Genomic DNA, 17,614 nt, shown 5'->3' with positions numbered 1-17,614 from the left:
GCCCGCTGGTTGAGCGAGCGAAGCGAGTCGAAACCTCCACCCCCACAACTCCACCCCCGACCACACCCCACAACACCCCGAAGGAACAACATGACCAGATTCGCCGACAAGACCGCCATCGTCACCGGCGCCGCCGGAGGCATCGGAGAGGCCTACGCGCGGGCACTCGCTGACGAGGGCGCGTACGTGGTGATCGCCGATGTCAACGACGACGCCGGACGGTCGGTGGCCGACGCGATCGGAGGCATGTACGTGCACACCGACGTCTCCGACCCCGACTCCGCGGCATCGCTCGCGACGGCCGTCGTTGACGAACGCGGGAAGATCGACGCGCTCGTCAACAACGCCGCGATCTACGGCGGCATGAAACTCGACTTCCTGACCACTGTGCCGTGGGACTACTACAAGAAGTTCATGAGCGTGAACCTCGACGGTGCGCTCAACGTGACCCGCGCCTGCTACCCGCATATGCGGCACGGCGGGGCGATCGTGAACCAGTCGTCGACGGCGGCCTGGCTGTACAGCGGCTTCTACGGTCTGGCCAAGGTGGGCGTCAACGGCCTCACCCAGCAGCTCGCCGTCGAACTCGGCGGTCAGCGCATCCGCATCAACGCGATCGCCCCCGGCCCCATCGACACCGAGGCCACCCGCTCCACCACTCCCGCCGCGATGGTCGACGACATGGTCGCCAAGCTCCCGCTGGGGCGGATGGGCACGCCGCAGGATCTGGTCGGCATGTGTCTGTTCCTGCTGTCCGACGAGGCGTCCTGGATCACCGGACAGATCTTCAACGTCGACGGCGGACAGGTCATCCGCTCATGAGCGAGGCACTGCGGCTGGGCTGTGTCGGGCTCGGCAACATCGGCGGTCCGATGGCTGCGCGCCTGGCCGGATCCGCTCCGACCACCGTCTTCGACCTCTCTCCGGATGCCGTCGCCACCCTGGTCGATGCGGGCGCGGTCGCCGTGGACGGTCTGCCCGAACTCGCGTCCGCCAGCGATCTGGTCAGCATCTGCGTTCGCGACGACGCCCAGGTCCGCGAGGTGATCGGGGAACTGCGCCCGCACCTGGCGCCGGGCTCGCTCATCGCGATCCACTCCACCATCGCCCCCGAGACGGCGGCCGAGCAGGCCGCCGCGTGCGCGGCGGACGGGATCGTCGTGCTCGACGCTCCGATCTCCGGCGGCGCCCCCGGGGCTGCGGAGGGCCGGCTGGCGATCATGATCGGCGGCGATCGCGCCGGCTACGAGCGGGCCAGAGCCGCACTCGCGCCGGCGGGCGATCTCATCGTCCATGCCGGCCCGGCGGCCGGCGACGGAACGCGGATGAAGCTGGCCCGCAACCTGCTGCACTTCGTCTCCTTCGCCGCCACGGCCGAGGCGTCCCGACTCGCCGAGGCCGCCGGAATCGACATCGCACAACTCGGGCGAGTGGTCCGGCACACCGATGCGATCACCGGCGGTGCGGGCGCGATCATGCTTCGTGACACCACCGGGCCGATCGCTCCCGACGACTTCTGGTTCGGTGTCTTCACGCACGTCCGCGATCTCGGCGAGAAGGACCTGACCCTGGCACTGACACTGGCCGACCGGCTCGGCGTCGACCTCCCGCTGGGCCGCCGCGCCCTCACCGATCTGGCCGCCGGACTCGGTGTGCCCCATTCCGCCCACGACACACGCCGCGACGGCTGATCCGGCGCGCAGCGAAATGAACCGAACCGAAGGAGCATTGTGAACCCGACCCCGCAAGACGATCTGCCCCCGATGACCGAGCGACGCCGCAAGGGCCTGGCGACGATGTCGGAGGTGTACGGCTGGGAGATGTCCGACGGTCCGGGCGACTTCTTCGCGCACACCGCCGATCAGGTCTTCGGCGAGGTGTGGAGCCGCGAGGGCCTCACCCACCGCGACCGCAGGCTGGTACTCCTCGGCGCGCTGGCCGCCAACGGTCAGGTGGACGTCGCCGAGATCCAGGCGGCGGCGGCGCTCGGCAACGGCGAACTCACGCCGGAGGAGCTGAACGAGATCGGACTGTTCCTCTGCTACTACGTCGGCTGGCCGCTGGGCACCAAGATGACGATGATGTTCGGCGAGGTCGCCGGCAAGCACCGGAAGTCCGAGCACTGAGCCCGAACCCGCGCCCGTCGAGACCGCGCACGACCATAGGCTGACCGGCATGGACTTTCGATTGGTAGACCTCAGCGCCGACGAGGTCGCTGCGCAGCTCGCCGTGGTGGAACCGCTGACCGAGTCGGTCCGCGCGCTGATCGACGCGGTGATCCGCACCGAGGTGCCCGACGACGATCTGGACGACGCGCGCCGGCGGATCGACGCGGTCACCGCCTCACTGCGCGCAGCGCAGAAGCCGGGCAGCTACGGAGTGCCGTTCACCCGCGACTTCACCGGCATGCCGTGGGGCAACGCGGCCGTGGGTGTGCGCAACGCCATCGCTCCCCCGCTGCGGGTCGACCACCACGACGACGGGACGGCCACCGCTCGGGTACGGCTCGGCGCCGCGTACGAGGGCCCGGCCGGCCTGGTCCACGGCGGGATCTCGGCCATGCTGCTCGATCAGATGCTCGGCGAAGCGGCCAGCGTCGGCAACGGAACCCCCTGCTTCACCGGCACGCTCACCGTGAAGTACCTGCGCCCGACACCTCTCGGCGACGTCGATCTGCGCGCCCGCACCACCGGATCGGAGGGACGGAAGGTCTTCGTGCGGGCCGAACTCTGCGACGCGGACGGCCCGACGGTGACGGCGGAGGGAATCATGGTCTCACCGAGGAATCTCCCGTCCCGGGATCAGATCGCGAAGTTGCGTGCAGCGACCGCCGCAGATCACGACGCCTGACGACGAGGTCAGGACGTACCTGTGTCCGGACCGTTCCCGTCGGTCTCCGCGAGCCAGCGCTGGGCTTCGGCGTAGGCGGTGTCGAGACCACCGAAGACATGCCGGGACGCGGGCACGACATTCTCCTCGCCCAGCGCTCGGACCAGGCCCGCTCGCGTCACCGCGTCGATCATCGCGGGACTGACGCCTGCGAGCATGAGACGCCCGCCCGACTTCCGCAATGCCTCGGCCTTCGCGCGCAGCAGCTTCTGCAGTGTCGCCGACGGCACGTCGGGCAGGACGCGTACGTTCAGAATCACCACGAACCGGCCCGGTGCGGAGGGCGGCGCCGGCCACGTCTCTGAGATGCGGGGCACTTCTGCGAACAGCGCGACGCCGGCGTAGTACAGCACGGTGATCCCGTTGGCGGGCAGCGTCTTCGGCGGTTCTTCCAGACGCCAGCCCTCGTCGTCTCGGACCAGCGCCAGCAGCCGGGCGCTGCGTGCCGCCTGGACGCAGTAGAGCACCAGCGAGATTCCGGCACCGACGAGGATCGCGTACTGCAGGGGGATCTGGGTCGTCGCGAGGAAGGTCGCCACCATCGCGACGGCGCTCAGCGGCGCCGTGCGCAGAACCAGAGTGACGTCGGCCCATCGACCCTGAATCAACTCGAACCCGATGACGAACAGCAGTCCCCCCGATGACAGGCATCGGGATGATCTGCGCGGCGGCGCCGGCGATCAGCACGAGAACCACCAGCCACGCACCGGCGAAGACGCCCGCCCAGCGGCTCGTCGCGCCCGCGGAGACCGCGACACCTGTGCGGGACAGGGATCCGCCTGTCGGCAACGATCCGAAGAAGCCGCCGACGATGTTGGCCGCACCCTGCGCCGAGAAGTCCCCGGACGCACTCGCCTTCGATCCGTCCGGGTTCGGCACCGCCGCCGAGATGCCCGCTGCCTGAGCGAGACCGACCAGGGCGATGGCGAACGCTCCGAGAACGAGGTTCGGGAATGCACTCAGATCCGGAAACGTGAACGGCGGCAGACTGTTCGGCACCTTCGCGATATCACCGACGGTCTCCGTGTCGGCACCGGTCACCGCGGCCACCGCGGTGACCGCGACGAGTGCGATCAGCGTGGCGTACGACTTGACCGGTCTGACGAACTGCAGAACTCCCCACACCGCGACGGTGCCGAGCGCCACCGCCACCGACGCCCCCGACCATTGGGGCACGTGTCCGAGCACCTCGACGAACTTCACGACGGTGTTGTGCCGTTCCGGGTCGTAGCCGGTGACGTCGCCGAGCACCCCCGCCACGATCTGTACGGCGATGCCGACCGTGAATCCGGTCATCACGGCGCTCGAGACGAAGTCCATGATCGCGCCGACGCGCAGCAGACCCATCACCAGCATCACGGCACCGACCGCCACCGTCAGCATCGCGATGTTCCCGACGTCGTGCGGGTCGAGGCCGGCCGAGGACAGCACACTCTGCGACGACAGTGCGATAGCGCTGGTCAGGGTGGTGACCATCAACGCGGTCCGGGCGAACATCGACCCCACGAGTGTCGAGAGCATCCCCGAATACAGACCGCTGACCGGATTGAATCCACCGATCGACGCGTACGCCATCCCCTCCGGGATGGAGAACAACGCGGTCACCAGACCGGATACGGCATCCGCTGGTCTCGGCCGCGAGATGTTTCGGATCCGGCGCATGATCGCTGACACGGCCACCTCAGACGTTCCTCTCCGTATCCTGCGAACCTCGTCGGATCTCGACCGGCCGAGCACTCAATTCCGGTGCGTTAGCCACCACCAGCCACGCCGCGAGCGTGGAGAAGAGCAGTGGAACCATGAGATCCATCTGCGGCACGATCGCCAACCCGAGGAACAGACTCAGCCAGCCGTTGCGCGCAGCGGCCACCGAGATCCCGACCACCGACGCGCTCACGCACAGGGTCAGCGGTATCGAGGTCCAGAGTGTGTGAACGCCGAATCCGAAGGCCGCTCCGATGAACACCGCGGGGAAGATCCGGCCGCCCCGGAAACCTGACGCCCCGGCGACCAGCAGCGCGCACAGCTTCACCGCCGCGAACACGAAGAATCCCATGGCGGTGGTGGTCGCCACCTCGCCCGGCAGCTCGTTCATCTGCTCGAGGCCTTTGAACAGGGTGATGGTGCCGCCGAGCGCACCGAGGCCGCCGAGGACCGCCCCGGCCACGGTCAGCCGCACCACGGGACCGGGCAACCGGGTGTTCAGCAGTCGGTGCAGGGGGTCGAAGAGCGCGGCACCGACCACGCCAACGGTTGCCGCGGCCGCCGCGACACCGATGGCGAGGAGCACGTGGACCACACCGCCGATCGTCTCGTCCGGCAGACCCATCGACAGCCCGAGATCGGTGAAGTGCAGCATCACGAACGAACCGGTCGCCGCGGCGACGAGCGGCACGTACAGCCGGTGCCACAGCGGGACGCGGGGATCGCCGCTGTTGAGTTCGGACAGCATCAGCGCCGCGGCGACCGGTGTCCCGAACATCGCGCCGATCGTGGCCGAGGTCGACAGCCCCATCCACTCCTTCTGCCCCAGCTTCGGCACGATCCGGACACCCAGCCCGACGATGATCGCGGCGTTGATCGCCATGATCGGGTTCTCCGGCCCCAGGCTCACCCCGCCGGACAGGGTCAGAACGGTGGCGAGCACGAGGCCGGGGAGCACGCGTATTTCGAGAGGAGTGGAGACGATTCCCTCCGTCGCCGGATCGGGGCCGGCATGGCCCGGCAGGTACCGGATCACGAGTCCGGCGAGCAGACCGACAGCGGTGAGCGTCCCGAAGATGAACCAGCCGTTGTCGCCGGACACGCCGAGCGCGGCACTGAGATCGTCCCAGACCAGTTTCTGAACCAGTTCTGCGAGCGCCGAGACGCCCCACAGCCCGAGCGCGCACAGCGCGCCGACCGCGATCCCGACGGGGGTCAGCGCGATCATCTGCGCGACCGGCGACCGGACCGTCGGCGTTGCAGCGGCGGAGGACCCGGTTTCATCCATCGCAGTCCTTTCGTCGCCCGTCGCGCGAACCACCCGGCTCGATCGTTCCCACCGGTCCGCCGGCCACCGATCGGCCGTTCGGTAGCGTCGAGGCCATGTGTGACGATCATCGCATGGAGCCCTTCTCCGCCGAGGAGTCCGAAGCCGTTCAGCGCATCTGGCGAGAGCTGGGCATTCCGGGTCTCATCGACGTGCACACCCATTTCATGCCGCGCCGGGTGATGGACAAGGTCTGGGCGTACTTCGACTCCGCCGGCCCGATGCTCGGCAGGCAGTGGCCGATCGCCTACCGGGCCGACGAGGACCGCCGCGTCGAGACGCTGCGCGCGTTCGGTGTGCGCGCGTACTCGTCGATGATCTATCCCCACAAACCCGATATGGCCCGATGGCTCAACAGTTGGGCGGCGGAGTTCGCGTCGGCGCACCCGGACTGCCTGCAGACGGCGACCTTCTACCCGGAGGAGGGGGCCGCGGCGTACGTCTCCGAGGCGATCGACGCCGGAGCGAGGATCTTCAAGTCGCACATCCAGGTCGGCGCGTACTCGCCGATCGATCCGCTGCTCGACGGCGTGTGGGAACGGATCGACGACGCGCAGATCCCCGTGGTGATCCACTGCGGTTCGGGTCCGGCACCGGGCGAGTTCACCGGCCCGGAACCGATCGACGAACTGCTGCGGCGGTTCCCGAGCCTGCCGCTCATCGTCGCGCACATGGGCACCCCCGAGTACGAGCCCTTCCTCGCACTCGCCGAACGGTACGAGAACGTCCGGCTCGACACGACGATGTCGTTCACCGCGTTCTCGGAGGAGTCGGCGCCGTACCCCCGCGAGCTCTTCGGCCGGCTCCGGGACGTCGGCGAGAAGATCCTCTTCGGCAGCGATTTCCCCAACATTCCGTACAGCTACACCGAGGCGCTCGCCGCCTGCGCCCGGCTCGACCTCGGCGACCGCTGGCTGCGCGGCGTGTTCCACGACAACGCCGCCGCGCTCTTCGGAATCGGCTGACACCGTGTATGTCGACACGACGATCGTCTGTCGATTGGAGCAGATGGGCGCGGCATCGGCCGCCGCCGAATCGGCCGGATACGACGGAGTGTGGACCTTCGAAGGCGCCCACGATCCGTTCCTGCCGCTGCTGCTCGCCGCGGAACGCACCGAGCGGGTACGGCTCGGGACCTCGGTGGCGATCGCGTTCGCCCGAAACCCGATGCTGCTGGCGACCACCGCATGGGACCTGCAGGCCTATTCACGCGGGCGGTTCGTGCTCGGCCTCGGCACTCAGATCAAGCCGCACATCACCCGGCGATATGGGATGCCGTGGAGCCGCCCCGCCGACCGGATCCGCGACATGGTCACTGCGATCCGCGCGATCTGGGACAGCTGGGAGACGGGCGGCCGCCTCGACCACCGCGGCGAGTTCTACCAGCACACGCTGATGCCGCCGCTGTTCCGGCCCGACGCGCGAGAGGTGGAGGGCTTCGGTCCGCCGCCGATCTGGCTTGCGGGCGTGGGGCCGAGGATGACGGCGGTCGCGGGCGAGACGGCCGACGGATTCCTCTCGCATCCGCTGTGCCCGCCCGCGTTCCTGCGTGAGACCACCCTGCCCGCGTTGGCCGCAGGCGCGGCGTCGGCGCGGCGCCGGGTCCCGGAGGTCCACCACTCGGCGATGGTGATCACCGGGCGCGACGCAGCCGACCGCGCGGCGGCGCGCGAAGCCGTGCGGACGCAGGTCGCGTTCTACGGCTCCACGCCCGCCTACCATCCGGTGCTCGAAGCCGTCGGCCGCGCCGAGCTCGGCCCCAGGCTGCACGAGCTCTCACGCGCAGGCGACTGGACGGCGATGGCTCAGATGGTCGACGACGCGCTGGTCGACGCCGTCGCGGTCACCGTCGACGACATCGGCTCGGGCGCTGCCGAGTTGGTGGATCGGTACGGACCGTGGGTGGACCGGCTGGGCTTCAACACGCCCTACCGCGCCGATCCGGCACTGCTCGCGGACCTCGCCGCCGCGGTCCGGGAGGCCGCGGTCACGAGATCCGCACCACCGCCTTGCCCCGCACGCGACCCTCGGCCAGATCGGTGAGCGCCCGCGGCAGTTCGGCGAGTTCGTAGACGTGGTTCACCGGCGGTCGCATCCCCTCCCCGACCAACCGGACGATGTCCTCGTGCAGCAGCCCGGGCACCTCGGGGTGCGTCCGGATGTATTCGCCCCAGGCCGCGCCGACGACGGAGATGTTCCGGAAGAGCACGCGGTTGAGCTTCACCGTCGGGATGCCGCCGGCGGCGAAGCCGATCACCACGAAACGGCCGTCGGGCGCGACGGTGCGGAGCGCCTCGTCGAAGACCTCACCGCCGACGGGATCGATCAGCACGTCCACGCCTCCCCCGGTGCGCTCGAGGACCCGGTCCTTCCACCCCTCGGTCAGTGCGATGACCTCGTCGGCGCCCAGCGCCCGGAGCATCTCCTCGTTGCCGGTCCGGTGCACCACCGCGACGACCCGGGCGCCGAGTGCCTTGGCGACGATGATCGAGGCCACACCGATGCCGCCCGCGGAACCGAGCACCCCGACGGTCTCGCCGGTCCGCAGATTCGCCCGCATCTTCAAGGCGAACAGCGCGGTCTGGAAGTTGATGCCGAGCGCGGCGCCCTCGTCGAAGCTCAGTTCGTCGGGCAGGGGGAACAACTGCTGTTCGGCCACGGCGATCTGCTCACCGAATCCGCCGAGCATCGATGCGACGACCACGCGGTCGCCGACCGCGAACCGACCGCCCTCCGGAGCCGCGGCGACGACGCCGGCAACCTCGGTGCCGGGAACGAAGGGCAGCGGCGGCCGCAGCTGATACTCGCCGCGGCTCATCAGCAGGTCGGGGAAGCACACTCCGCACGACCGCACATCCACCAGGTACTGACCCGCTTGCGGCTCGGGAGCCGGAATCTCTTGCAGTTCCAGGCCTTCCGGGCCCACTTCATTGACGATCACCTGTGCTTTCATGACTTCCACGGTAACCGTCGGACACCTGTCTATACGATTGAACGATGGCATTGACCTCCCCCACCAACGGACTGTCCGACGAGCGTCTGCGCGTAGCCGACGAAGCGCCCGGCTTCATGCCGCTCGATGAGGCCCTCGCACTGCACGAGGCGGCGACGTCGTATCTCTCGCAGCCCGACTCGGTCGGCATCGGCGTCGAGATCGGCACCTACTGCGGAAAATCGACGGTGTTCCTCGGCGCCGCCGCCGAAGCACACGGCGCCCTGGTGGTCACCGTCGACCACCACCGCGGTTCGGAGGAGCATCAGCCGGGCTGGGAGTACCACGACACCGAACTCGTCGACAGTCACAGCGGACTGCTCGACACGGCCGCCCGCTTCCGGCGGACGATGTACGACGCCGGGCTGGAATCGACTGTGCTCGGGTTGCTCGCGCCCTCGACCGCCGCCGCGCGGGTCTGGGGACGCGAGGTGGATTTCGTGTTCATCGACGGCGGCCATTCGATGGAAGCCGCGCAGAACGACTACGACGGGTGGTCCGGGTGGGTCCGCGCCGGCGGCGCACTCCTCATCCACGACGTCTTCCCCGACCCGAACGACGGCGGGCGGCCGCCGTACGAGATCTACCGTCAGGCCCTCGACTCCGGCCGGTTCACCGAGCAGTCCGCGCACGGTTCACTGCGCGTCCTGCGGCGGATCCGCTGAGCCTACGCGGCGACTCCGAGTCCGAGCTTGCCCGCCAGCTTCTCCAGATACGAGCGCGCGGTGTCGGCGTTCTCGTCCGGCAGCCCGTAGAGGACGCGGGTGACTCCGATCCGGTCCCACCGCGCCAGACGCTCGGCGTCCGGCCGCATGTCGAGCGCGACGATCTGCGGTGCGCCGTCGCGTCCCGCGTCGGCCCAGATCGTCTTGAGCAGGGCCACCGACTCGTCGATGTCGGTCTCGCCCGGTGTCGTGATCCAACCGTCCGCATTGCGCGCGATCCACGTGAAGTTCTTCTCGGTGCCCGCCGCGCCCACCGACACCCCGATGGTCCGGGACGGTTTCGGCCACGCCCAACTGGGACCGAAATCGACGAACTCACCGTGGTACTCGGCCTCGTCCTGCGTCCACAGGGCGCGCATCGCCTCGAGGTATTCGCGCAGCATCGTGCGCCGGCGGCCCGCCGGGACGTGGTGGTCCGACAACTCGTCCAGGTTCCAGCCGAATCCCACGCCGAGGCGCACGCGTCCGCCCGACAGGTGATCGAGGGTCGCGATCGTCTTCGCGAGGGTCAGCGGGTCCGACTGCACGGGCAGCGCCACCGCCGTCGACAGTTCGATGCGCGAGGTGACCGCCGCCGCGGCCGCCAACGACGTCCATGGGTCCAGCGTCCGGGTGTACCTCTCGTCGGGGAGGCTCGCGTCGCCGGTCCGCGGGTGGGCCGCCTCGCGCCTGGTCGGGATGTGACTGTGCTCGGGCACGTAGTACGCGGCGAAGCCCGCCTGCTCGATCAGCGGCGCCAACTCGTGCGGTCGCAGACCGCGGTCGCTGGTGAACTGCACGATTCCGTAATCCACTTGGCCCTCCGAACTCAGACGCCCTCACTGGACGCTAGACTGGACACTAGTCCAATCATCGCCCTTGCGCTACCGGTTCATCGGCTGCGAGACGGTCGTCGTCGAGTTCGGCGAAGATGCCGCCGGCGGGTGTCGCACGGCTGATCGCGTCCGCCGCGAGGATCACCGCGGCCGACGTCCAGCAACTGCGCTCCACCGGCCAGCGCTTACCGTCCGCGAAGACCAGCCCGGTCCAGTACGAACCGTCGGGATCACGCAGGTGCTGAATCGACTCCACCATCGCCGCCGCGCGATCCACGTCGCCGAGCGCCTCCAGCGCCAGCGCGAGCTCGCTGGTCTCGGCGCCGGTGACCCACGGGCGATGGTCCACGCACCGCGCTCCCAGTCCGGGAACCACGAACCTCTCCCACTCCGCATCGATCTGCGCGCGGCCGGCATCGCCGCGCAGGGGCCCGCCGAGAACCGGGTAATACCAGTCCATCGAATGCTCGCCGGCCGGGACGAAGACCTCGTCGGGCCGGGTGAACGCCACCGCGAGGTCACCGCGCGCACGCTCCCACGTGCCGGCGTCGGCTCCCACCTCGCCCGCGATGCGGATACCGCAGCACAGCGCCGAGTAGATGCTCGAATTACCGGTCCGGAGGGCGTCGTCGAACATGGCTCCGGTCCGGTAGTCGGCCGCCCATCGGAACGCCCCGTCGCCGCGCTGGAACATCAACACCCGGTCCAGAGCGGCACGCACCGTGGGCCACATGCTCCACAGGAAGGCCTCGTCACCGGTGATCAGATAGTGATGCCACACTCCGACCGCGATGTAGGCACAGAAGTTGCTGTCGACGCCGGGGTCGACGACCCGCCCGGCCCGCAGCTCCATCGGCCAGGAACCGTCGTCGCGCTGGGTGTGCGCCGACCATTCGTACGCCGCACGAGCAGCGTCGAGGTAGCCGCTCGCCGACAAGGCCATCGCCGACTCGACGTGATCCCACGGGTCGGTCTTGCCGCCCGGGAACCACGGAAGCGCACCGTCGGGCTCCTGCATTCCGACGATCGCGGCTCCGGTCGCGCGCACTTGCGCGGGCGTCAGGACGCCGGACACGGAGGGGACGGCCATCGTTACGCGGATTCGGCTAGTCCGGCCGGCTTGCGCAAGTAGATCGCCACCGACTTCCCGACGAGCGGATTCAAGAGTTGCTCGCCCGCACGGGTGACCCACGGCTTACTCATCATGTCCCACACCAGCATCTTGTGATAGCCGCGGACCAGCGGGTTGCGGTCGTTGTCGACGCCGACCGCGCACTTGAGCCACCAATACGGCGCGTGCAGGGCATGCGCGTGTCCCGATCCGGTGATCTCCAGGCCCGCGGCCGCGAGCTTGTCGGCCAGCTCCGACTCGCGGTAGATACGGACGTGGCCGCCCTCCACCTCGTGGTACTCGTCCGAGAGCGCCCAGCACACCCTCTCCGGCCAGTAGCGGGGAACGGTGACCGCGGCCGACCCGCCGGGTTTGAGGATGCGGACCATTTCGGCGATGGCCGCCTCGTCGTCGGGGATGTGCTCCAGGATCTCCGACATCAGCACGACGTCGAAGGACTCGTCGTCGTAGGGCAGCGCGAGCGCGTCGCCGACCTCGGTGCGCGCGACACCCGATTCGGGAACCTCCCCCGCCGCGGCCAGCGCGCCGAACATCTCCGCGACGTCGGCCATGTCCTTCTCGTTCTGGTCGAAGGCGATGACCTCCGCACCGCGGCGCAGCATCTCATACGAGTGACGGCCCTGACCGGCGCCGATGTCGATGGCCTTGACTCCCGGTCCGACGGCGAGACGGTCGAAATCCACAGTGAGCACGTGTCAGTTCCCTTCGCCCGCGGCGGCGTCGACGGCCGCCCGATATCGATCCGCTGTCGCTTTGGCGACTGCCGACCAGCTGTACCTCGAGGTGGCACGGGCGCGACCGCCCGCGCCCGTGCGCGCCGCCAGTTCCGGATCCTCGAGCAGCCGGAGCAGCGCCTGCGCGAGAGCGCCGGCATCGCCGGGAGGAACCAGGAGGGCGGCCGACTCGTCCTCGCCGACCACCTCCGGGATCGCGCCCGCACGAGTCGCCACCAGCGGTGTGCCACAACTCATGGCCTCCACCGCGGGCAACGAGAAGCCCTCGTACAGCGAGGGCACACAGGCGATCTCCGCGCTCGCCAACAGGTCGGCCAGCTCGGCGTCGTCGAGTCCGGAGACCACCGACACCCGCTCGCCGATGGACAGTTCGTCGATCAGCCGCGCCGAGGGGCCATCCGGATCCAGCTTCGACACCAGCGTGAGGTGCACGTCCCGTTCGACGGCCACCTTGGCGACCGCCTCCAGCAGGTACGAGACCCCCTTGAGCGGTGCGTCGGCGCTCGCGACGCACACGATCCGCCCGGGGACCCGCTCGCCGCGGGGCGCGTACAGATCGACGTCGACGCCCAGCGGGATGGTCGCCAGTGCGCCCGGCTCCACGTGAAACGCATCGCGGATGTCCTGTTCGCTGCTGTTCGAGACGGTCAGCAGCGACGGAATCCGCCGCGCCACGCGGCCCTGCATCGCCAGGAACGAATGCCACCGCCACGCGCTGATCTTCTTCAGTCCCACGGCGGCCTTCACCGCCAGCGAACGGTCGCGGGTGATCGGGTGATGGATCGTCGCCACCAGCGGGAAACCCTGACGCTTGATGTCGAGCAGCCCGTAGCCCAGGCATTGGTTGTCGTGCACCACGTCGAAGTCGGCTCGCCGGCCGCGCAGCAGCCGCGCCATCCGCAGACTGAACGTCAGCGGTTCACCGAACGCCGCGGTCCACATGGCCGCCACCTCGAGCACGTCGATCCAGTCGCGATACTCGCCGAGCCGCGGAGTCCGGAACGGTTCGGGTTCGCCGTACAGGTCCAGGCTCGGCACCTTGGTGAGCCGGACGCCGGCGTCGAGCTCGGGATACGGCTGACCGGAGAAGACCTCCACGTCGTGGCCGAGTGCGACCAGTTCCCGCGAGAGATGGCGGACGTACACGCCTTGGCCCCCGCAGTGCGGTTTGCTGCGGTACGACAGCAGCGCGATCCGCACTAGAAGGCCTGTCCGACGGGATCGGCCTGACCGGCCACGCCGGTCATCTCCTCCACGGAGACGAACTTGACCCGTCGGCGGCCGGACTCCGACCCGGCCTCGCGTTCGGCCGCGTCGATGCGTTTCCAGCCCGCCAGATCCACGCGATGTGCGCCGCGAGAGGCCACCAGGTCGGCGACGTCGGAGTTGTCGACCGCGGGATCCGTCAGCGCGCCGGCGGCGAAGTCGGCCAGGATCGCCGCCGCGGCCTCCTCGCCGCACAGCCGGTTCCGGCCGATGCCCCCGGTGGGTCCGCGCTTGACCCAGCCGGCGACGAAGACGCCCGGAATCGGATCCCCGGCCGACCCGTCGAGGACGCGGCTGCCGGCGTTCGGGACCACCGACCGGCCCTCGTCGAAGGGCAGGCCCTTGATCGGCCGGCTCCGGTATCCGATCGACCGGACGATCAGCCCGGCGTCGAGCTCGGAGATCTCGTCGGTGCGCTCGATCCCGCCGTCGCCGATGTAGCGGTTGCGCACCAGCTTCACCGAGGCGGCCGCACCGTCACCGGTGATCTCCACCGGAGAGGTCAGGAAGCGGAATACGATCCGTCGATTCCCCTCGGTCCGCGGCATCGCGGCGAACTCCCGGGCCAGGCGGATCTTGGTCGCGATCACCGAGTCCAGCGAGTCGTCGGCCAGCGCGGCCGCCGTCTCTTCGGACAGCGTCAACTCCGATTCGTCGATCACCACGTCGACGCCTTCGAGGTCGGCCAGCGACACGAACTCCCCGTTGGTGAAGGCGCCGTGCTCGATACCGCGCCGTCCCACGACCACCACTTCGCGCACCTTGGACGCGCGGAGGACGTCGAGTGCGTGGTCGGCGATGTCCGTCCGTGCGAGCTCGTCGGGATCGGTGACCAGGATGCGCGCCACGTCGAGCGCCACGTTTCCGTTGCCGATCACCACCGCGCGCTCGGCACTGAGGTCGAACTCCCGCTGTGCGTGGTCGGGGTGGCCGTTGTACCAGGCCACGAAGTCGGTCGCGGCGATCGAGCCCGCCAGATCCTCACCGGGGATGTCGAGGCGGCGGTCGTGTGCGGCGCCGACGGCGTAGAGGACGGCACCGTAGCGTTCGCGCAGTTCGTCGTGGGTGATGTGCTCGCCCACCTCCACGCCCAGGTGGTAGGTGAAGTTCCGCTTCCGCTCCACCGCGGCGAAGGTCTCCTCGACCCCCTTCGTCTGCGCGTGGTCGGGGGCGACTCCGGCCCGGACCAGCCCGTACGGGGTGGGCAGACGGTCGAACATGTCGACGCGCACCTGGGCCTTCTTGACCAACTCCTGGGCGGCGTAGAAGGCGGCGGGCCCGGCTCCGACGATGGCGACACGGAGTTCGGTGTCGGGCAGCTGCGGCGGCTTGGGATGCCGCACGAGTCCGCCTTCGACGTCGTGGTCCTTGTAGTAGTCGGCGTTGATCTGGAGGAAGGGCTCTTCCCTCTCGGGGAGCTGATCGTCCGGATAGATCGCGCTCACCGGACACTCGTCGATGCAGGCGCCGCAGTCGATGCACGTCTCCGGGTCGATGTAGAGCATCTCGGCGGTGAGGAAGTCCGGTTCGTCCGGTGTCGGATGAATGCAATTGACCGGGCAGACGGCAACGCAAGATCCGTCGTTACAGCAGGATCGCGTGATTACGTGCGTCATCTGGGACATCCCTTCGAGCTCAAGGGTGAACGTGTTCTAGTTTCTCCGAGAGTACCGTATTCGAGGTCACACCCCGCCATGCCCGAAGCGTATCCCCGTCTCCGGACGAAGCAGAGGAGTCCCCACCCGAATGACCGCACCGCAGGCCTACCGGCCCCTGGAGGACCGCAAGCCGGGAGCCGACTTCTACTCGGCCGGATACCGCGTCCGGACCGGCGACATCGACCAGGACATGAGAGTTCGGCTCGACGGGATCGCTCGATATCTGCAGGACGTCGCGAACGACAACATCGCCGTCCTTCCGTTCGCCGACACCGACCCCTTCTGGATCATCCGCCGGACCGTGATCGACGTCCTCGAACCGATCACCTGGCCGTCGGAGCTGAGGATGGAACGGTGGTGCGGCGCACTGTCGACGCGGTGGACCAACATGCGCGTCCGGATCACCGCCGACGGCGGCACCAACCGGTTCAATCCCGAGCCTCGGCCCAACGGCCTCGTGGAGACCGAGGCCTTCTGGATCAACATGACCGCGTCGGGAACGCCCGCACGCATCAGCGATCTCGCGATGGAGACGCTCACCGCGATGACGGACGAGCACCGGTTGCGCTGGAGGGCGATGAATCCCGCCACCCCGCCGGCGGCCGAAGCACTGGAACTGCCCGACCGGGAACACGTCCTGCGGATCACCGACTTCGACCCGTTCAAGCACCTCAACAACGCCGCCTATTTCGAAGCGGTCGAGGACGAGCTGGTCCATCACGCCGACCTGATCGACGGACCGCACCGGGCGATCATCGAGTACCTGCGTCCGATCACCCCCGGCACGCGCGTCACCATCCGCAGGCAGCGGCTCGACGGCACCCTGCTGATCTGGTTCGTCATCCCGGACGACGCCGGCGAACCGCAGGTGGCGGCGTCGGTCTCGGTGGCGTCGATTCCCGCGCCGTGAATCATTCCGCGCCGTGAATCCCGCGCGGACTAGTTGGCGCCGGTCAGGATCAACTCCATCAGTTTGACCGGCGCGGCACAGGCGTCACCGGCCTGCTGCCCCTCCGGTTCCACCCACCACGTGAAGATCCCGCCCGCGGGCGACTTCGCGGTCACTCCGCAGACAGCCGGCCTCGCGGGGTCGCGCTGGGTGAAGGCCGCTTGACTCTGCACCGAGATGTTCTCGGTGGTGAAGCCGAGATGCTGCGCGGTCTCCTTCTCCAGGTTGTAATCGCCCCACTCGAACCAGTTGAAGGTCACGTCGATCTGCTGCGGCAGCACCGACCAACGGCAGTTCGCTCCGAAGAAGTTCGATTCGGCGGTGGTTCCGCCCACCGCCTTCGCGATCGTCGCCGCGGGCAGTACCTCGCACTCGGCGAGCAGTTTGTCGAAACGGCTGGTGTCGACGTGGCCGGTGTCGGAACCGACCGCTCCTCCCTCGCGGACGGGCTGTCCGTCCACCGTGCACGCCGCCGACGCCGCGACCGCTGCCAGGCCCAGCACCGCCGCGGTCGCCCGCCTCCGGATCGACGTCATGCCGCCCCCTTCACGACCTTCTCGGTGATGCTCTTCGCGGCGCCGCACAGCTGGTCCTCGGCGATGGTGGGACCGGCGCCCGGACTGATCGGCGACGCCAGCGAGATCTCGATGAAATCGGCGTCCCACGCGACGCCGATCTCGCAGATTCCCGCGGTATGGGCGAGGAAGCCGGGATTGCCGTCGATCTCGTAGTCCTGCGTCGTGTCGCGGCTGAGCTGTTCGGTCCCTCGCTCGCGTCCGATCGGCGAGCCGCGGTACCAGTTGAACGAGACCGAACCGTTGCGCTGCGCGTCGGCGCGCCATTCACACGTCGAGGGATTGTCGATCGCCAGCCGCAGACCCGCCATGCCCGACATCCGGACCACGTCGTCGGTCGTCAGCCCACCGCATCGCGCGAACTGCGGACCCGTTCCCGCCTTCGGCGTCTCGGAGACATCCGCCGAGTCGGAACCGCCGCCCGAGCACCCGGCGAGCAGCAGCGCCGCGAGCGCGGCGAGCGTCACCAGCATGATCTCCGAGCGGAAACGGTCGAGTTGCCTGCGTTCGCGCTTCGTCGGCCGTCCCGAACCCCGATCGCGCCGCGGGAGGCTGGCAAGAACCTCCCGCGGCGGCGGAGGCGGACTGTGGTCGATGTAGCACTCGGCCGCGGCCGGTGCGGAGACCCGTTTGCTGATCAGCCGCGTCACCTCGACGATCCGCTCGCGACCGTTCAGCCGCACGGTGACCCGGTCGCCGATCGACACCGGCGCCGCGGGTTTGGCGGTCGCACCGTTGAGCTGGACGTGTCCGGCGCGGCACGCGGCACCCGCGGCCGACCGCGTCTTGGTGAGCCGGATCGCCCAGATCCAGCTGTCGATGCGCGTCGCCATCACGCCCCTTCCCGT

18 protein-coding genes and 1 pseudogene are annotated in these 17,614 nt (G+C 69.1%); 8 read left to right on the top strand and 11 right to left on the bottom strand.

Features of this window, described 5'->3' with window-relative positions; translation table 11 throughout:
- The first annotated feature begins 90 nt into the window (after window positions 1-90).
- The 4 genes from ACK8HH_RS03355 (at window position 91) to ACK8HH_RS03340 (ending at window position 2,850) form a co-directional block, all read left to right on the top strand.
- Window positions 91-822, top strand: coding sequence for an SDR family oxidoreductase (locus ACK8HH_RS03355; protein ID WP_006894441.1), 732 nt, complete (start codon window positions 91-93; stop codon window positions 820-822).
- Window positions 819-1,691 carry an NAD(P)-dependent oxidoreductase gene (locus ACK8HH_RS03350; RefSeq protein ID WP_006894440.1) on the top strand — a complete coding sequence of 291 codons (873 nt, stop codon included), beginning with the start codon at window positions 819-821 and terminating at the stop codon, window positions 1,689-1,691. The genes ACK8HH_RS03355 and ACK8HH_RS03350 overlap by 4 nt, the downstream gene beginning before the upstream one ends.
- A gap of 72 nt (window positions 1,692-1,763) precedes the next feature.
- Complete coding sequence (locus ACK8HH_RS03345) at window positions 1,764-2,126, top strand: carboxymuconolactone decarboxylase family protein (RefSeq protein ID WP_062367423.1); 363 nt, start codon at window positions 1,764-1,766, stop codon at window positions 2,124-2,126.
- Between the two features lie 49 nt (window positions 2,127-2,175).
- Window positions 2,176-2,850, top strand: a complete 675-nt coding sequence (locus tag ACK8HH_RS03340) for a PaaI family thioesterase (protein WP_412475533.1) — start codon at window positions 2,176-2,178, stop codon at window positions 2,848-2,850.
- A gap of 8 nt (window positions 2,851-2,858) precedes the next feature.
- Here ACK8HH_RS03340 and ACK8HH_RS03335 read toward each other — a convergent pair whose 3' ends face one another.
- From ACK8HH_RS03335 to ACK8HH_RS03325, 3 genes and pseudogenes are all read right to left on the bottom strand, one after another.
- Window positions 2,859-3,497 (bottom strand): hypothetical protein, encoded by a 639-nt coding sequence (locus tag ACK8HH_RS03335; protein ID WP_412475742.1) that lies wholly within the window; start codon window positions 3,495-3,497, stop codon window positions 2,859-2,861.
- 85 nt (window positions 3,498-3,582) lie between these two features.
- Window positions 3,583-4,464: pseudogene (locus ACK8HH_RS03330) on the bottom strand (SulP family inorganic anion transporter); the annotation flags it as partial.
- Window positions 4,465-4,570: 106 nt separating this feature from the next.
- Window positions 4,571-5,881: an ion channel protein gene (locus tag ACK8HH_RS03325; protein WP_412475532.1), complete on the bottom strand. Its 1,311-nt coding sequence runs from the start codon at window positions 5,879-5,881 to the stop codon at window positions 4,571-4,573.
- 95 nt (window positions 5,882-5,976) lie between these two features.
- On the opposite strand from ACK8HH_RS03325, the gene ACK8HH_RS03320 reads away from it, so the two are divergent.
- Both ACK8HH_RS03320 and ACK8HH_RS03315 read left to right on the top strand, forming a co-directional pair.
- On the top strand, window positions 5,977-6,885 hold the full coding sequence (locus ACK8HH_RS03320) for an amidohydrolase family protein (RefSeq protein ID WP_062367426.1): 909 nt from the start codon (window positions 5,977-5,979) through the stop codon (window positions 6,883-6,885).
- 43 nt (window positions 6,886-6,928) lie between these two features.
- Window positions 6,929-7,963, top strand: coding sequence for a TIGR03617 family F420-dependent LLM class oxidoreductase (locus tag ACK8HH_RS03315; RefSeq protein ID WP_278126164.1), 1,035 nt, complete (start codon window positions 6,929-6,931; stop codon window positions 7,961-7,963).
- On the opposite strand, the gene ACK8HH_RS03310 is transcribed toward ACK8HH_RS03315, so the two are convergent.
- Entirely contained in the window at window positions 7,908-8,873 is a 966-nt protein-coding gene (locus tag ACK8HH_RS03310) for an NADPH:quinone oxidoreductase family protein (RefSeq protein ID WP_197462931.1), read from the bottom strand. The genes ACK8HH_RS03315 and ACK8HH_RS03310 overlap by 56 nt on opposite strands.
- Before the next feature lie 44 nt (window positions 8,874-8,917).
- On the opposite strand from ACK8HH_RS03310, the gene ACK8HH_RS03305 reads away from it, so the two are divergent.
- Complete coding sequence (locus tag ACK8HH_RS03305; RefSeq protein ID WP_006894432.1) at window positions 8,918-9,577, top strand: class I SAM-dependent methyltransferase; 660 nt, start codon at window positions 8,918-8,920, stop codon at window positions 9,575-9,577.
- Between the two features lie 2 nt (window positions 9,578-9,579).
- Here the strand turns inward: ACK8HH_RS03305 and ACK8HH_RS03300 are convergent, their stop codons facing one another.
- The 5 genes from ACK8HH_RS03300 to ACK8HH_RS03280 are packed head-to-tail and all read right to left on the bottom strand — an operon-like array spanning window position 9,580 to window position 15,200.
- A complete protein-coding gene (locus ACK8HH_RS03300; RefSeq protein ID WP_006894431.1) occupies window positions 9,580-10,431 on the bottom strand; it encodes an LLM class F420-dependent oxidoreductase in 852 nt (283 codons plus the stop codon).
- 55 nt (window positions 10,432-10,486) lie between these two features.
- Window positions 10,487-11,542, bottom strand: coding sequence for a hypothetical protein (locus ACK8HH_RS03295; RefSeq protein ID WP_006894430.1), 1,056 nt, complete (start codon window positions 11,540-11,542; stop codon window positions 10,487-10,489).
- A 2-nt stretch (window positions 11,543-11,544) separates the two neighbouring features.
- On the bottom strand, window positions 11,545-12,276 hold the full coding sequence (locus ACK8HH_RS03290) for a class I SAM-dependent methyltransferase (protein ID WP_222111199.1): 732 nt from the start codon (window positions 12,274-12,276) through the stop codon (window positions 11,545-11,547).
- A 3-nt stretch (window positions 12,277-12,279) separates the two neighbouring features.
- Complete coding sequence (locus ACK8HH_RS03285; protein WP_062367404.1) at window positions 12,280-13,518, bottom strand: glycosyltransferase family 4 protein; 1,239 nt, start codon at window positions 13,516-13,518, stop codon at window positions 12,280-12,282.
- Window positions 13,518-15,200, bottom strand: a complete 1,683-nt coding sequence (locus ACK8HH_RS03280; protein WP_062367427.1) for an FAD-dependent oxidoreductase — start codon at window positions 15,198-15,200, stop codon at window positions 13,518-13,520. Before ACK8HH_RS03280 ends, ACK8HH_RS03285 begins: the two co-directional genes overlap by 1 nt.
- 130 nt (window positions 15,201-15,330) lie before the next feature.
- Between ACK8HH_RS03280 and ACK8HH_RS03275 the strand changes: the two genes are divergently transcribed.
- The gene (locus ACK8HH_RS03275) at window positions 15,331-16,152 is read left to right on the top strand and encodes an acyl-[acyl-carrier-protein] thioesterase (RefSeq protein ID WP_062367405.1); all 822 of its coding nucleotides are present in this window, start codon (window positions 15,331-15,333) and stop codon (window positions 16,150-16,152) included.
- A gap of 29 nt (window positions 16,153-16,181) precedes the next feature.
- On the opposite strand, the gene ACK8HH_RS03270 is transcribed toward ACK8HH_RS03275, so the two are convergent.
- Window positions 16,182-16,727: a DUF3558 domain-containing protein gene (locus tag ACK8HH_RS03270; protein WP_006894425.1), complete on the bottom strand. Its 546-nt coding sequence runs from the start codon at window positions 16,725-16,727 to the stop codon at window positions 16,182-16,184.
- Entirely contained in the window at window positions 16,724-17,599 is an 876-nt protein-coding gene (locus ACK8HH_RS03265) for a DUF3558 family protein (protein WP_006894424.1), read from the bottom strand. The genes ACK8HH_RS03270 and ACK8HH_RS03265 overlap by 4 nt, the downstream gene beginning before the upstream one ends.
- Between the last annotated feature and the right edge of the window lie 15 nt (window positions 17,600-17,614).

This window comes from Gordonia sp. LUNF6 (assembly GCF_047041125.1).
Taxonomy (GTDB): Bacteria; Actinomycetota; Actinomycetes; order Mycobacteriales; family Mycobacteriaceae; genus Gordonia; species Gordonia sihwensis.
The sequence above is the reverse complement of the archived record's forward strand: the minus strand, read 5'-3'. Positions and strand labels throughout refer to the sequence as shown.

What these genes read in the sequence shown, in the direction of transcription:
- ACK8HH_RS03305 (WP_006894432.1), top strand. Translation starts at nt 8,918, where the DNA reads ATGGCATTGACCTCCCCCACCAACGGACTGTCCGACGAGCGTCTGCGC.
- ACK8HH_RS03350 (WP_006894440.1), top strand. Translation starts at nt 819, where the DNA reads ATGAGCGAGGCACTGCGGCTGGGCTGTGTCGGGCTCGGCAACATCGGC.
- ACK8HH_RS03280 (WP_062367427.1), bottom strand. Translation starts at nt 15,200, where the DNA reads ATGACGCACGTAATCACGCGATCCTGCTGTAACGACGGATCTTGCGTT.
- ACK8HH_RS03355 (WP_006894441.1), top strand. Translation starts at nt 91, where the DNA reads ATGACCAGATTCGCCGACAAGACCGCCATCGTCACCGGCGCCGCCGGA.
- ACK8HH_RS03340 (WP_412475533.1), top strand. Translation starts at nt 2,176, where the DNA reads ATGGACTTTCGATTGGTAGACCTCAGCGCCGACGAGGTCGCTGCGCAG.
- ACK8HH_RS03315 (WP_278126164.1), top strand. Translation starts at nt 6,929, where the DNA reads ATGGGCGCGGCATCGGCCGCCGCCGAATCGGCCGGATACGACGGAGTG.
- ACK8HH_RS03310 (WP_197462931.1), bottom strand. Translation starts at nt 8,873, where the DNA reads ATGAAAGCACAGGTGATCGTCAATGAAGTGGGCCCGGAAGGCCTGGAA.
- ACK8HH_RS03275 (WP_062367405.1), top strand. Translation starts at nt 15,331, where the DNA reads ATGACCGCACCGCAGGCCTACCGGCCCCTGGAGGACCGCAAGCCGGGA.
- ACK8HH_RS03320 (WP_062367426.1), top strand. Translation starts at nt 5,977, where the DNA reads ATGTGTGACGATCATCGCATGGAGCCCTTCTCCGCCGAGGAGTCCGAA.
- ACK8HH_RS03265 (WP_006894424.1), bottom strand. Translation starts at nt 17,599, where the DNA reads ATGGCGACGCGCATCGACAGCTGGATCTGGGCGATCCGGCTCACCAAG.
- ACK8HH_RS03345 (WP_062367423.1), top strand. Translation starts at nt 1,764, where the DNA reads ATGACCGAGCGACGCCGCAAGGGCCTGGCGACGATGTCGGAGGTGTAC.
- ACK8HH_RS03295 (WP_006894430.1), bottom strand. Translation starts at nt 11,542, where the DNA reads ATGGCCGTCCCCTCCGTGTCCGGCGTCCTGACGCCCGCGCAAGTGCGC.
- ACK8HH_RS03270 (WP_006894425.1), bottom strand. Translation starts at nt 16,727, where the DNA reads ATGACGTCGATCCGGAGGCGGGCGACCGCGGCGGTGCTGGGCCTGGCA.
- ACK8HH_RS03325 (WP_412475532.1), bottom strand. Translation starts at nt 5,881, where the DNA reads ATGGATGAAACCGGGTCCTCCGCCGCTGCAACGCCGACGGTCCGGTCG.